Here is a 14,650-nt window from a genome sequence, read left to right on the forward strand (position 1 = left end):
ATTAAGAAAGGCGTTTTTTGCGTACTTTCTTTAGCGGCAATTGTCCATAGTAGAATTCCTTTTTGTCGTAACAATTCCAATCAAAATCATTTTCAAAAAAATGATAGAGAAACTCTTCATCAAAAGATTCCTCAGAGAAATCCATATTCCCTTCAGCAGCTATTGTAGCGAATAATACATCTAAATTTAACATTCCTTTTTTATTAAGAAGTGATAAAAGATCTGATAGCCAAATGCTTTCTGGCATATCTCTCCTTTTTTTATGAGGCTTTAGATAGAATTCGGATTCCATCTCCTCGGCAGTAGAGAATGTACATTTGCATTGATGCTTACTTTTGCGCGGCTTAGAGTTGGGACGCTCAGTAATGCAGGAATCATTGTCTACCCACACAGACAATTTTCGAGCATTTTGTTTATTTGGTTTCTCAGCAACTTTAATGTGCTTTTTACATTTGCAAGGATCGCAGCAATGACATTTCTTACGTTTCTCATTAACTTCTTCAATAATAGATTCTAGGATATATGGAATTATACATTTACACATTTTATGATGTGGATTTAATTTCCTTCCAGGAGAAGAATGCGTACATTTTTTACAATGCCTATGATGTTCAAATGAATCAAAGTGAGATTTAACTTCTTCAATATATTGTAGTTCTGCATTGTTTTCTTCACTTACAGAATCCAGCAATTGTTTCATAAGTTGGTCTAGTTCTGACAGTTGATCATCCTCTCTTTCTTCTATCTCATGCTTTTTATGAGAATGATTAGGATAGTGATTGTTATGGCGGCAATTGCATTTCATTCCTTCACCTCCTTTCAGTACATAGTATTCGAATAATAGAGTAAATGAATGGACAGATAGCCATAACAACAAAAAATATATGAATGTTTACTAGGAATTTGTGAGGTTATTTTAACTGCAGAAGAAAGTTATAGGTAGGAGTCCCGAAAGAAGAAAATAGGTGTTTATGTGATTTCTCGTATAACTGACAAAGATACTTTTCGTGAAACTATAATTCACTGTACATGCCATGAATTGCTAAAGAACTAATCAAATATATAAATAAAAAATAAACTGCCCCTCCACTAGTAGAATTAAAACTAATAAGTGAAAGTGCAGTTTAATTTAATTTTAACTTTATAATTAGGTAAGGTTAGGTGGTTGTTTACGGTTGCTGAAGAATTTTCCAAAAACTAAAATTACAAGTGCAAATGTTACGATTGATCCTGCAAATGTAAGGGGTGCTTTAAAACTATTAAAATAGGCTTCAACGCTACTTGCTAATATTGGCCCGGCAATTTGACCAAGAGCATAGGCCGTTGTAAGTGCAGAAACAACAGCACCACTTTGTTTCGGAAATAATTCGCGTGCATAAGCAGTTGAAAGTGACACAATTCCAACAAACGTAAAGCCAAATAAAAAGGCGGACAAAAGAACACTCCAAGCTGTTTGAGAAATTACTGGGAGTAAGATCCCGATAACTTGTAATATGTAAGCTGTTGATAATACTTTAACAGTAGAAAATTTTGAAATCATCGCCATCCATATTGGTGCTGCTGGAGCTGCAGCAATTCCAGCAATGACCCAGCTAAAACTAGCAAACGCTCTTAAACTCTCAATATTGTATATAATATCTACTAAAAAAGTTCCAGTTATAATATATCCTAGCCCTTCTAGTCCATAGGCAACAATCAGCCAGGGCATAAATCCTTTAAATATTTTAGTATCACTTGTTTTTTGCAATTTTTCTCCATCGTGAATGGTAATGTGTCGCCATAAGAAAAGAGTCATTGTGAAAAATAGAGTAGATATAATGCCAAGCCAAATCCAAGTTCCTTCCCATGCAAATACTTGTTCAATAATAGGGACAATTAATCCTGAGATAGCTATGCCTAACCCAATGCCGGTAAACAAGTAGCCAGACCAACGTGAGAGTAAATGTGAAGCTAAATAATCCATAATAATGCTAGAAGTTAAAACAAAAATATATCCACCAGTTGCACCGGCAATAAAACGTAATAATAACCATAACCAAAACGAATGGGTTAAACCCATCATTAAGATAGAGGCAACATTTATAAATACATTAAGAAGTAAAAAGTTCTTTTTATTTCGATATATAAAACCTGCACCTAGAGCACCAACGAAATAACCAATATAATTGCTAGATGCTAAATAACCACCTTCTTCAAATGAAAGTCCTTCATCAATTCGCATGAACGGTAGAATAGGTGTAAATGCAAAACGACTAATACCCATCGCAATAACTAATAACAACACTCCCCCAAGCAGCACCCCAATACGTTGTCGCGTCATACTATAACCCCTTTATTTACAACTAGTTAAATTTCCAACGTTTGTACTCATTAAACTTTTCTAAATTGTAACATTCTAAAATTTGGAATCAAGTTTTTTATAGTAAAATAAAAGTTTTAGCCTATCCACCTTTAGAAGAGGGAATAACTTATTTATTATTCCTTAATTAACAAAAGGTAAAGTTGGTGGTTGAAGTAATGAGGACTATCATTTTCGAAAAAGTTTTTGGGGGAGTACTTTTACCAGTACATCAACTTTAACAGATATTAAAAATGGTAGTATTATGAAAGGTGCTTAAATTGCTGATTTAGCTATTGTCACAAGAACATATATGAAAAGTAGGAAAGTTATCTTGTTAAAAATAGTTATCATTAAAAAAGAAGAGAGGATTCTAAAATGAAAATAGAAGAAATTACAGTTCGTCATTTAAAAATGAAATTAAAAAACCCGTTCTCTACAAGCTTTGGTACGTTTGTCGAAAAAGAATTTTTATTATTAGAAGCAAAAGATGAACAAGGAACAATTGGTTGGGGAGAATCCGTAGCTTTTGATGCTCCTTGGTACAATGAAGAGACGATGAAAACCAATTGGCATATGCTTGAGGATTTTTTAATACCAATAATTTTGAATAAAGAAATTAAACATCCCGATGAGGTAAGTGAGCTATTTAAAGGGGTACGAAAAAATAATATGGCGAAGTCAACAGTAGAAGGTGCTATTTGGGATATTTACGCTCAAGAGACAAATCAATCGTTGGCATCTGCAATTGGCGGCAACAAGGAAAAAATTGAGGTAGGCATTAGTATTGGAATTCAAAGTTCGATTGAAAAACAAATTGAGGTTGTAGGAAATGCAGTAAAAGATGGCTATAAACGTATTAAGGTAAAAATTAAGCCTGGTTGGGATGTTGAAGTAATACGAATACTTCGCGAAAACTTTCCTGATGTGTCGATTATGGCCGATGCAAATTCTGCTTACTCTTTAAGTGATGTAGATCTACTAAAACAATTAGATAAATTTAATCTAACAATGATTGAACAACCATTAGCTTCAGATGACATTATTGATCATGCAGTTTTACAAAAACAAATTAAAACCCCAATTTGCTTAGATGAGAGTATCCATTCACTTGAAGATGCTCGTAAAGCAATTGAGCTTGGCAGCTGTGGAATCATAAATATTAAAATCGGGAGAGTAGGCGGAATTTCAGAGGCCAAAAAAATTCATGACTACTGCCAAGAAAAGGGTATTCCTGTTTGGTGCGGAGGCATGCTTGAATCGGGTATTGGCCGTGCTCATAATATCGCACTAACAACATTATCAAACTTCATATTGCCGGGAGATACTGCTGGTTCAAGCCACTACTGGGAGCAAGATATAATTGAACCTGAAGTAGTAGTAGAAGATGGCTATATAACTGTTCCACAAAAGGTAGGTATTGGTTATAAGCCGAATAAGGAAGCGATTAACAAATATACAGTTAAGAGTAAAACATATAAATAAGAGTCGAATTTTGAAGTACATTAGAATGTATTTATACAAAAAGAAATCATATTTATATAAAAAGAGCTTGTATTATCTTCATTCAGTAAATTTGAGTATGCCTATTGAATTAGAGGAACCACGAAAAAGCATACCTTCCTTTTGGATGGCCAACTTCGTGTTGGACAAGAATAATCATAAATCAAATGCATATCGTTGCAACCAAAACTTTAACGGAAGGTGTAAATACTTCTAGCCCGAAATTGTAATCGGATGGTTCAAAGTTTTCTCCGAAGACCACTGTGATCGTGTGCAAAGAATATGTTAAGACGTTCCAATTTTAGAAATGAGGGAATTGGTGAAAAAGAGTTTCCAAATTGGCGGTGCATTTGTTGGCTTAGTTGTTGGTGGTGGCTTTGCTTCAGGACAAGAAATTATGCAATTTTTTACAGGTTTTGGTTTGTATGGTATTGTAGGGGCTATCGTTGCAGCATTTGGATTTGCTTTTTTAGGAGCGAATATTGCCCAACTAGGGTATGAATTACAAACCACTTCACATAAAGAAGTTGTCTATCATATTGCGGGTCGCTTTTTTGGTTCAATCTTGGACATTTTGATAACATTCTTTTTATTCGGTATATTGGTGGCCATGTTTGCCGGAGCAGCCTCCACATTTCAACAAATGTTAGGAATCGATCCTTATTTAGGTAGTTTGTTTATGGTAGTAATAACGGTTTTTACACTTATGCTAAACGTGAAAAGTATAATTAATGTTATTGCTGTAGCAACACCATATTTATTGGCTATAATGCTTGTTATAGCAATTTATTCTATCTTGACGATGGACTTGTCATTTGTTGAACAAAATATTTTAGCTCAACATCAGCGAACAGCTGCACCTAATTGGGTTATGGGTGCTATCCTTTATGTCTCGTATAATATTGCATCTAGTGTCGCAATGCTTACAGTTATTGGGAGTGCAGCTGCCAGCAGAAGGTCAGCGGGCATGGGCGGCATTGTAGGCGGCGTAATGCTTGGTGTACTTATTTTGCTTATCAATGTTGCCATGTTTGTGAAAATAGATGTTGTTTCTGGAACAGATATGCCAGTTCTTGAGATTGCAAAAACAATACACCCAATTGTAGGTATTCTAATGGCTATTGCACTATTAGGAATGATATATAATACAGCGGTTGGCCTTTTTTACTCTTTTATTGTCCGTTTTATTTCTCCAAAAGATCCATCATATAAGCCAGCAGTAATTCTAATTGGTGCAATTGGATTCATGGCAAGTTTTATTGGTTTTACTACATTAGTTGGAAAAGTGTATTCCATAATGGGATACTTAGGTTTTGCAATTATAATTGCGATTATTACTGCGAGAATTAATAATCGATAAATTTTATTATCTCCGAAATATCGGGGATTTTTTTATTTTTAGGCACCTTTCCTACTAAATGAACATTAACTATGAAAGAATTACGAATCTTTCTCGGCTGATGAACTTTTTAAAAGGAGGATAATCATGAATGACTTTTACTGGAGAAGAATAGTTTCACCGTCCCCGACACATTCTATTGTTGCTAGTAAGGTTGCTGATGTTACTGGTGACGGCTTTCCTGATTGGGTCTACCTTACAGCAGTTAAACAACCTGATAGCCCTTACTTAACAAATATTACCCTTGTTATTAGAAATGGTCGAACACATCAGAGTGAAACGTATTCGCTCACCGAGAACTCGGGCTATTATCCAACATTATGGTTGGGCGATTTTACGGGAAATGGCATCAATGACATTCTAATTGTGATTGATTCAGGGGGAAGCGGTGGAGTTGTATATGCATATATTTACTCAACTTTACAAGATAGAATGACTAAAATTTTTGATTCTATTCAGTTTAATGAGCAGCATCAATATCAAGTTCAATATGCAAATCAGTATAAGGTAAATATTATAAGTGACAATCCTAGAAAAATTTACACATTGGATCTACATTATAAAGGTCCAGAATATTTAAATGAAATTTATAACCCAGATGGCACATTAAAACAACCAATAGAAGGCTGGGTAGATCCTGTAGGAGGCATTTATCCAATAGATTTATCTAGAAATAACAAATACTATTTGCTTATTATGCAACAAATAGCTGGAAGATATCATGCAGATGGTTTGGGTTATGTTGAAAATCTACTATCTTGGAACGGACATCAGTTTGAAATTGTGCGTCAAACCGTTGCTACTTATGGTAAAAATATTGATTAAAAATCGTATAACCTCCAATAAACTACACAGACTATATTCATAAAATGTTTAGGAGGTTTTTTGATGAAAAAATTATTGTTATTACCTTTTGCATTCCTTTTAGCAGGTTCGTTGGCAGCATGTGCAGATAACGCGAATGACAACGAAAATGGGGATGTGCTTGATGAGAATGTAGATGATACACAAACAGGCAACCAAGAGGACACAGATATACTAGATAATGATACAAACAACGGTACTGACACTGGCAACAATGGTGCTGTTGAAACAGAAGATGGTATGGGAACTAATAATAATGGCAATACAAATGGAACAATGAATGAAGAAGGCACAAATGATGCAGGCACAAATGAAAATGGTACAACTGATAACGGGACAGAAACTGAAACAGAATTACGTGATGAAGAAAAAGAAGAACAATAATTAAAATCTTTGAAATAAAACCGATTTCTAGCAAAGAAATCGGTTTTATTTTTTAAAGTAATCTTAATTAAAGGAAAATTTCATATGCTTAATAGTAGGATATATTTTTAAGGAAAAGAGGAGAGTCTTTGATTACATATCCAAGTTTGAAAACGCCTGTAAAAGTCGGGGTTGCGGCACCATCAGCAGGGCTACATATTAAACAGCATTTTTATCTTGAACAGGCTATCTATCGTTTACAAGCAAAAGGATATGAAGTTATTGTTGGCAATACATGTTGGACCCAATATAAAGCAAAGTCAGCCCCAGCAAAAACTCGAGCAGAAGAATTAAATTTAATGCTTACTGACGATACAATCCAATTAATTTTTCCACCCTGGGGAGGAGAACTATTAATTGAAATTCTGGAATATATAGATTTTGAAAAAATAAAACCAAAATGGGTATTAGGTTACTCTGATACAAGTGTTTTGCTGCTTGCAATGACCTTAACTAAAGGTATTGCAACTGCGCATGGTCCAAATCTAATAGAACTTCGTGGGGAAGTTTCAGATTCAACTACAGCTATGTGGGAAGAGGTGTTGTTTACTAACCAAGGGGAAGAAGTAATGCAATATCCTTCCGAAAAATATCAAGAATATTGGCAGCATGATTATGAGACTGAATATGTTTTCCATCTAACGGAACAAACAAAGTGGAAGACGATATCCAACGAGCCAATATATGTGAAGGGACGATTTTTGGGAGGATGCATTGATGTAATTCGTCACTTAATTGGGACACCATATGGAGATGTATTGCAATTTCAGAAAAAATTTATAAACAATGAGCCGATTATTTGGTATTTTGAAAACTGCCAGATGAACGTAACTGATTTACGTAGATCGTTATTACAAATGAAATTAGCAGGGTGGTTTACAAATTGTAATGGAATCCTTTTTGGAAGAAGCGCGGCAAACGAGCCTGTTGATGATTATAATATAATAGATGTATATATGGAGCTGGTAGAAGAATTAAATGTACCTATTGCTTATGATATCGATTGCGGACATATGCCCCCTCAGCTTACTTTTATAAATGGTGCCTATGGCGAAGTAAGAATTTATAATAGCGGTAGTGCGGTAAAGCAAAAGTTTATATAGAGTATCTTAATTTATAACTAGTGATTGTACATATGACTTATTGTTTAACCTTACGATAAAAGTAAACTGCTTTTCTTCTCAAAAGGGAATTTGATTACTAACTAAAAAATCACCACATCATTAAAAACTATAATGGTGAGGTGATTTTAATTATGAAAATTAATGCTTTTTAGTAAAAAAGGGATGTAATAAAAACCTATTTTACTATTAATGCCGGGCAATTCACCCGCTTCATTACTTTATGGCTGACACTGCCTAATACCATTTCTTGCAAGCCATTTAACCCGCGGCTGCCTATAACAACTAACTCGACCTGTTGTTCGTTTGCATATTTCACAATTTCAGGGCCAGGAGTGCCATGTAGAATTTTTACCTTATAGGAAATGTTTGACTCACGAAGCAGTTGTTCTATCTTTGATATTTTTTGACGACGTTCAAGGTTTAAAGCCTCACTTGAAGTTGAATGTAACACTTCTGATTTGGCTTTTTCAAAATCCGCAACATAAATTACTTCAATCACTGCCTCTTTATTACAAGAAGCAATTTTTATTGCTTCTTTTGCAGCACGTAAAGCATTTTCAGAACCATCTGCAGCTAACAAAATGTGTTTATACATAAGAATCCCCCTTAATGAGATGATGACATTCCTTGTAATTTCGAAATGATTTTTTTACTTGGGGCATCTAATTCGATAACTTCTACTTGAATTCCTTTTTCACGTAATAGATCCTCAACTTTTACTAATGCCCCAACAGCAGAATCATCCCAAATGCGGCTATTTGAAAAATCTATTTGAATGCTGCTGTCTTTTATATCTGCTGATTTAAAGTAGTCTACAAACGCATCAGTAGAGGCAAAGAATAGCTGACCCTCTACAATAAAACGATTATTATCTTGGTGAATCTTTACTGTTGCAATTTTTACTACGAAAAATATTGCACTCAAAATAACACCTGTGATGACACCCTTTGATAAATCGTGTGTCCATACGACAATAACTACAGTTGTTAACATAACGATTACATCTGTACGAGGGGCTTTTACTAAATACTTGAATGAACTCCAATCAAATGTCCCTACACTAACCATTATCATAATTCCTACCAGAACAGGCATTGGAATTTTTACAACTAAATCACCAAGTACCATAATTAAAAAGATTAAAAACAATCCTGCGATTAGCGTTGATAAGCGTCCCCGTCCACCAGATTTTACGTTAATAACTGACTGGCCAATCATTGCACAACCCGCCATTCCTCCAAAAAAGCCTGTTACAATATTGGCTATACCTTGACCTCGAGCTTCTCTATTTTTATTACTTTCTGTTCCTGTCATATCATCAACAATTTGTGAGGTTAATAAAGACTCGACCAACCCTACAATAGCTAGGGATATAGAAAACGGGAAAATAATTTTTAATGTTTCAAAATTAAATGGTACATCGGGAATTAAGAAGGATGGCAAGGATTGCGTTATTGATCCTAAATCACCGATTGTTCTAAGGTCAACGCCACTATAAATAGCAATTGAAGTTAATACAACAATTGCAATAAGTGGAGCTGGAATGGCTTTTATAAAACGTGGTAGTGTATAGACAAGAAGAAGAGTTATACCAACGAATATATATGTCATTGTTGAAATGCCAATGAAATGTGGTACTTGAGCCATAAAGATTAATATAGCTAATGAATTGACGAATCCAATCATTACAGCGTTTGGAATAAACTTCATTAACTTTGCGATTTTAAGGACACCAAAAAGAATTTGAATAATACCTGTTAAAATTGTTGCGGCAAATAAGTACTGTAATCCATAATCACGTACTAAGGGAACCATTACAAGTGCCATAGCGCCAGTTGCTGCAGAAATCATTCCAGGTCTGCCACCTGCAAATGCGATAATAATAGCCATTGTAAATGATGCATATAATCCTACCATTGGATCAACGCCAGCAATAATAGAAAAAGCGATTGCTTCTGGTATGAGCGCCAGTGCTACGACAATCCCAGATAAAATATCGCCACGCACGTTGCCAAACCATTGTTGTTTTAAACTTTGCATGGTACTCTCCTTTACATAACATCTTTATCGAATATAAATAAAGACAAATAAATTAAAAAAGCTTCAATAATAATAACATCTACCTTCCTAAAAAGGAACCCTTTTGGGAAGGTTTAGGAGTGATAAAATGATTTATGGTTATATTAGACCTCTATATAATGATGAACAATGCGATAATCAACTAAAGTTGCTCAAGGACTGCAAAGAGATTTTTCGGGAATCACACGGTTCTCAAAAGAAGCGGGCTGAACTTGAACAGATGCTTATGGTGCTGCAAAAAGGAGATATCATCAAGGTTGAAAGAATGTTTGTGCTTGCAGATACAACAAGACATCTAATGGAGCTATTAAAAATATGTGAAAAAGATGGAGTAACAATACAATTCTTAAACGAAGGGATTAACAGTAATGAGGTGCTAAATTTTTCTTTACAAGAAATGATGGAGCATATGTTGAACTTTCAATCGGATATTGTAAAACAGTCGACGTCCATAGGACTAGCACATGCTAAAGAACAGGGCAAAGCTATTGGCCGTCCAAAAAAATCAGATGAAAATATTAAAAGAGCTATTGCTATGTATCATTCAGGAGATTATACACTACTTGATATTAAAAATGAAACAGGGATAAGTAAATCAACCCTTTATAGATATTTGGAATCTGTAGGAGATGAGTGAATTTATAGAAGAAGGTTTTAATTTAAACTAAACAGGGGCAGAGCTAAAACCTTATAAAAATAATAAACCGCGTGAAATCAAAGAATCTTGATTTCATGCGGTTTTATTTTCACGATTTAATTCTAAATTTAATAAGTTTTCAACTTATGTCCCGACCTCTGGTATTAATTAATTTAAATTAATAAGCTGTCCAACCTGCGTCAGCGGCAATAACTTGACCATTGATGAAGCTAGATTCATCAGAGCCTAAGAATAATGCAAGTTGTGCAATTTCTTCCGGTTTACCGCTGCGAGGCATTGTTGTCATACCAGTTTGTTGACGACCCATACCGAATTGTGAAAGATTTGTCATAGAAGCACCGATATTTGTTTCTACGCCACCTGGTGCGATGCCGTTGCAACGAATCCCTGAATTAGCATACATGTAAGCAGTATTTTTTGTTAAACCCGTTACAGCATGTTTTGATGCTGTGTATGCTGCACCAGCCCGAGCGCCGCGTAATCCCCCAGCTGAAATATTATTAACAATAACTCCATGTCCTTGCTCCAAGAAGATATTTGTTGCGATACGCATTGCACGCATAACACCAGTAGTATTTACTGCAAATACGCGATCCCATCTTTCGTCAGAAATTTCGCCAACAGGCTCCATACCGTCCATAATCCCAGCGTTGTTCACTAAAATGTCCAATTTACCGAATGCTGCTTTCGTTTCAGCAAATAGGTTTTCTAAATCAGCCAACTCAGCAACGTTTGTGCGGTTAGCAATTGCCTCTCCACCAGCAGCTTTAATGCCTTCTGCCACACTTTTCGCACCTTCGAAATTGTAGTCAGATACAACTACTTTTGCCCCTTCTTTTGCATAAAGTTCCGCAATTGCTTTCCCCATACCAGAAGCAGCACCTGTGACAATAGCAACTTTACCTTGTAATCTCATATATAAAACCTCCCGATAATTTATTGAACAACTGTATAATAAATATTATAGATGAAGAAAGTAACCGCTTTCAATAAGCGGAAAAAAGCGATATGTATAGTAATGAACACATACTAATAATTATGTTCAATAAGAAGGTGAAAAATGTGAAAATTGATTTACGGATAATAAAAACTAAAGAAGCTTTGCATGAAGCATTGCTAACTATACTAAAAGAAAAACCACTCGAATCCATTTCAATTTCGGAAATTTGTAGAAAGGCAAAGGTAAATCGAGGAACGTTTTATTTACATTATAACCAAATTGGTGATTTGTTTGAGGAGTACTTCAAAGAAATAATGGCAGATTTAGCAAACTCTTATCATGAGCCATACCGTCACGTTGAAAAACTGAAAACGGAAGAACTTGATCCTTCAACGATTAGAATTTTCCATCATATTGAAAAATATAAAGCGTTTTATAGAATTGTGTTCTCAAAAAAAGTTCCTCTAGTGTATTATTATTTGCTATTTAATGAAGTTAAGAAGCTGTTAATAAATGAGGTTATTCATCAAAATGAAATTGAGCCAGGTTTTTATTCCTCCTATCAAGCGAATGCAATTCTTGGTATGATTATTCAATGGTATATGGATGACTTTCAACAAAGTGCAAATTTTCTAAATGAACAACTAGTTAAAATACTAAATACGAAAGATAAGGGAAAATAAGTATAAGCTTTTACACTGTTTTTAAGATAAAATTATGAAATAATACAGTTTAAATCATACAGGAAGGAGACGCACATGCTTTCAAAATTTTTTTCTTATTATAAGCCACATAAAAGGCTATTTATTATAGACTTTTCAAGTGCTATCATCGTAGCAATTTTAGAGCTGGCTTTCCCAATTGCAGTACAATGGTTTATTGATAAACTACTTCCGACAAATGAGTGGGATTCAATTGTAAAAGTAAGTATTCTTCTATTACTTGTTTACATTTTAAGTACATTTTTAAACTTTATCGTGAACTATTTAGGGCATAAGCTAGGGATAAATATTGAAACGGATATGAGGCAAGATTTATTTAACCATCTTCAAAAACAATCGTTTCGTTTCTTCGATAACAATAAAACCGGTCATTTGATGAGTCGAATTACAAATGATTTATTTGATATTGGAGAATTTGCTCACCATGGACCTGAAGATTTCTTTATTGCGGTCATGACATTTATTGGTGCGTTTGCTATTATGTTTAACGTAAATTCGACATTAGCATTTGTAGCACTTATAGCAGTGCCATTTTTAATTTGGATTGTCACGTTTAGCAACAGCAAAATGAACTCTGCATGGAAAACGATGTACGGTAAAATTGCAGATGTAAATGGACGGGTGGAAGATAGTGTTGCAGGGATTCGCGTCGTACAATCATTTACAAACGAATCGTTTGAAATGGAACGTTTCCGCGAGCAAAATGGCTTCTTTAGAAGTGCAAAGCTTTATGCATATAAAGTAATGGCAGGTACACATTCAGGGATGTATATGATGACAAGGCTATTAACATTAGTAGTGTTAGTAGTTGGTGCTTGGCTCAGCTACAATGGGCAACTTACGAATGGCGAGCTGGTAAGTTTTGTACTTTACACGAATGTGTTAATCAAACCGATTGATAAAATAAGTGCGTTACTCGAGTTATATCCAAAAGGGATGGCAGGTTTTAAACGATTCCAGGAGTTGTTAGCTCAACAACCAGAGGTGCAGGACCGAATTGGAGCAGTTGATGTCCCATATTTACATGGAGATATTAAATTTGAAAATGTGAATTTTAGTTATGAAAACGATAAACCGATACTAAAAGATGTTTCTTTTGAATTAAAGGCAGGACAAATGACAGCATTTGTTGGTCCTTCGGGTGCAGGGAAAACTACAATTTGTTCATTAATACCACGATTTTATGATGTCGAAAGTGGGGCTATTAAAATTGATGGCATCGATGTGCGTGATATGACAAGACGTTCGTTGCGCAATCAAATAGGGATAGTTCAGCAAGATGTATTTTTATTTACAGGTACTATTCGTGAAAATATTGCTTATGGAAAACTGGATGCAACAGAAGAGGAAATTAGAGAGGCTTTGGCGAAAGCACATCTCGAGGAATTTGTTGATGGTTTATCCGAGGGGCTTGATACACAAATTGGTGAGCGTGGTCTAAAGCTATCGGGTGGACAAAAGCAGCGATTAGCTATTGCACGAATGTTTTTAAAAAATCCACCTATTTTAATTTTAGACGAAGCTACATCCGCTCTTGATACTGAAACCGAAAAAATAATACAGGAGTCTCTTGCAGAGCTTGCTGAAAATCGCACAACTCTAGTCATTGCGCACCGTCTTGCAACAATTAAAGATGCTGATCGCGTCCTTGTTGTTACTCAAAACGGGATTGAAGAGGATGGATCGTATAATGAACTAGTTGCTGAGAATGGAATATTTGCACGACTGCATCAGCATCAATATAGTTGAGTGGAAAGGGGGGTGTCCTACAAAGGGATGCCCCCCAATTTTTATGGGGAATTTTTCCTTGTATAAACTCACATAATTTATACAGATAATACCCTGCGCGAAGTTGTTGTTGAATTATATAATCCATATGCTGAAGTGCATCTGAAGCAATTTTTTTCGCATGTGAAATACTATGCTGGTCTATCTCATCTAAAACTTCGCCAACTACTTCCAACGAATAGACGGCAGAGCGGAGTGTGCGGATAATTAAAAGTCTACGTAAATCGGCTCTATTATATTGTCGATAACCATTTTCCAAATTGCGTGAAGGTTCAACGAGCCCTTCTTTTTCCCAATGACGAATTGTCGTTTGGGGAACATCGATTTCTTTTGCTACTTCCCCAATTGAATACCATTCTTTTTTATGCAAAGTAGAGAATCGCTCAAGCTCCTCTACATCGAGAGCTTGAATCGTATTATCGGCTCTAACTTTTTCTTTGTACATATTTGCTTGAGCTTCATTAACAATCCATAATGCCTGAGTAATGTTTCCCTGTTGAATGAGGGGCATTACTTGTTTAACTAATCTCATTCCAAAACCAGCATTCATAGCACGAATACATTCAAAATATGCTAAATGTTCTTCCGTGTACATTCGGTAGCCATTAGGTTGTCGTTTCGGAGGAGGAACAATTCCCCACTCTTCATAATGGCGCAAAGCACTCGTACTAATATTAAGTCTTCGAGCAATTTCAATGGGCTTTATCATTAACTTCCCCCTAGCGAAAAACATTATAAGAAAAGATTAAAGTACCATGACGGCTTTCTGCTGAGAATTGTACAGTAAATCAAGTAGCATTACCACAAAGTTT

General features: G+C 35.2%; 14 protein-coding genes. 8 read left to right on the forward strand and 6 right to left on the reverse strand.

From position 1 onward, the window contains the following. Position 1: 1 nt before the first annotated feature. Positions 2-805 carry a hypothetical protein gene (locus tag MKY04_RS01190; protein WP_126292422.1) on the reverse strand — a complete coding sequence of 268 codons (804 nt, stop codon included), beginning with the start codon at positions 803-805 and terminating at the stop codon, positions 2-4. A gap of 342 nt (positions 806-1,147) precedes the next feature. Continuing rightward, positions 1,148-2,320 carry a YbfB/YjiJ family MFS transporter gene (locus tag MKY04_RS01195; protein WP_126292423.1) on the reverse strand — a complete coding sequence of 391 codons (1,173 nt, stop codon included), beginning with the start codon at positions 2,318-2,320 and terminating at the stop codon, positions 1,148-1,150. Positions 2,321-2,716: 396 nt separating this feature from the next. On the opposite strand from MKY04_RS01195, the gene menC reads away from it, so the two are divergent. From menC to MKY04_RS01220, 5 genes are all read left to right on the forward strand, one after another. Beyond that, positions 2,717-3,823, forward strand: a complete 1,107-nt coding sequence (gene menC, locus MKY04_RS01200; RefSeq protein ID WP_346235188.1) for an o-succinylbenzoate synthase — start codon at positions 2,717-2,719, stop codon at positions 3,821-3,823. Between the two features lie 337 nt (positions 3,824-4,160). Then, entirely contained in the window at positions 4,161-5,201 is a 1,041-nt protein-coding gene (locus MKY04_RS01205; RefSeq protein ID WP_126292425.1) for a YkvI family membrane protein, read from the forward strand. Between the two features lie 126 nt (positions 5,202-5,327). Then, positions 5,328-6,065: a VCBS repeat-containing protein gene (locus tag MKY04_RS01210; RefSeq protein ID WP_346235189.1), complete on the forward strand. Its 738-nt coding sequence runs from the start codon at positions 5,328-5,330 to the stop codon at positions 6,063-6,065. Between the two features lie 63 nt (positions 6,066-6,128). Next, a complete protein-coding gene (locus MKY04_RS01215; protein WP_126292427.1) occupies positions 6,129-6,488 on the forward strand; it encodes a hypothetical protein in 360 nt (119 codons plus the stop codon). Positions 6,489-6,616: 128 nt separating this feature from the next. Next, positions 6,617-7,630 (forward strand): S66 family peptidase, encoded by a 1,014-nt coding sequence (locus MKY04_RS01220; protein ID WP_126292428.1) that lies wholly within the window; start codon positions 6,617-6,619, stop codon positions 7,628-7,630. Between the two features lie 196 nt (positions 7,631-7,826). On the opposite strand, the gene MKY04_RS01225 is transcribed toward MKY04_RS01220, so the two are convergent. Together MKY04_RS01225 and MKY04_RS01230 are read right to left on the reverse strand one after the other, a co-directional pair. Then, a complete protein-coding gene (locus tag MKY04_RS01225) occupies positions 7,827-8,246 on the reverse strand; it encodes a universal stress protein (RefSeq protein ID WP_126292429.1) in 420 nt (139 codons plus the stop codon). Between the two features lie 11 nt (positions 8,247-8,257). Next, complete coding sequence (locus MKY04_RS01230) at positions 8,258-9,691, reverse strand: SulP family inorganic anion transporter (protein ID WP_126292430.1); 1,434 nt, start codon at positions 9,689-9,691, stop codon at positions 8,258-8,260. A gap of 127 nt (positions 9,692-9,818) precedes the next feature. Here MKY04_RS01230 and MKY04_RS01235 point away from each other — a divergent pair, with 127 nt between their 5' ends. Beyond that, positions 9,819-10,367 (forward strand): recombinase family protein, encoded by a 549-nt coding sequence (locus MKY04_RS01235; protein ID WP_126292431.1) that lies wholly within the window; start codon positions 9,819-9,821, stop codon positions 10,365-10,367. 178 nt (positions 10,368-10,545) lie between these two features. Here the strand turns inward: MKY04_RS01235 and MKY04_RS01240 are convergent, their stop codons facing one another. Further along, positions 10,546-11,304, reverse strand: coding sequence for an SDR family oxidoreductase (locus MKY04_RS01240; RefSeq protein WP_126292432.1), 759 nt, complete (start codon positions 11,302-11,304; stop codon positions 10,546-10,548). Between the two features lie 122 nt (positions 11,305-11,426). On the opposite strand from MKY04_RS01240, the gene MKY04_RS01245 reads away from it, so the two are divergent. Both MKY04_RS01245 and MKY04_RS01250 read left to right on the forward strand, forming a co-directional pair. Next, positions 11,427-12,011, forward strand: a complete 585-nt coding sequence (locus tag MKY04_RS01245; protein WP_126292433.1) for a TetR/AcrR family transcriptional regulator — start codon at positions 11,427-11,429, stop codon at positions 12,009-12,011. 75 nt (positions 12,012-12,086) lie between these two features. Beyond that, positions 12,087-13,799 (forward strand): ABC transporter ATP-binding protein, encoded by a 1,713-nt coding sequence (locus MKY04_RS01250; protein ID WP_126292434.1) that lies wholly within the window; start codon positions 12,087-12,089, stop codon positions 13,797-13,799. On the opposite strand, the gene MKY04_RS01255 is transcribed toward MKY04_RS01250, so the two are convergent. Continuing rightward, positions 13,705-14,547 carry a MerR family transcriptional regulator gene (locus MKY04_RS01255; protein WP_126292435.1) on the reverse strand — a complete coding sequence of 281 codons (843 nt, stop codon included), beginning with the start codon at positions 14,545-14,547 and terminating at the stop codon, positions 13,705-13,707. The genes MKY04_RS01250 and MKY04_RS01255 overlap by 95 nt on opposite strands. Positions 14,548-14,650 lie beyond the last annotated feature (103 nt).

The organism is Lysinibacillus telephonicus (genome assembly GCF_039654155.1).
GTDB classification, from domain to species: Bacteria; Bacillota; Bacilli; order Bacillales_A; family Planococcaceae; genus Ureibacillus; species Ureibacillus telephonicus.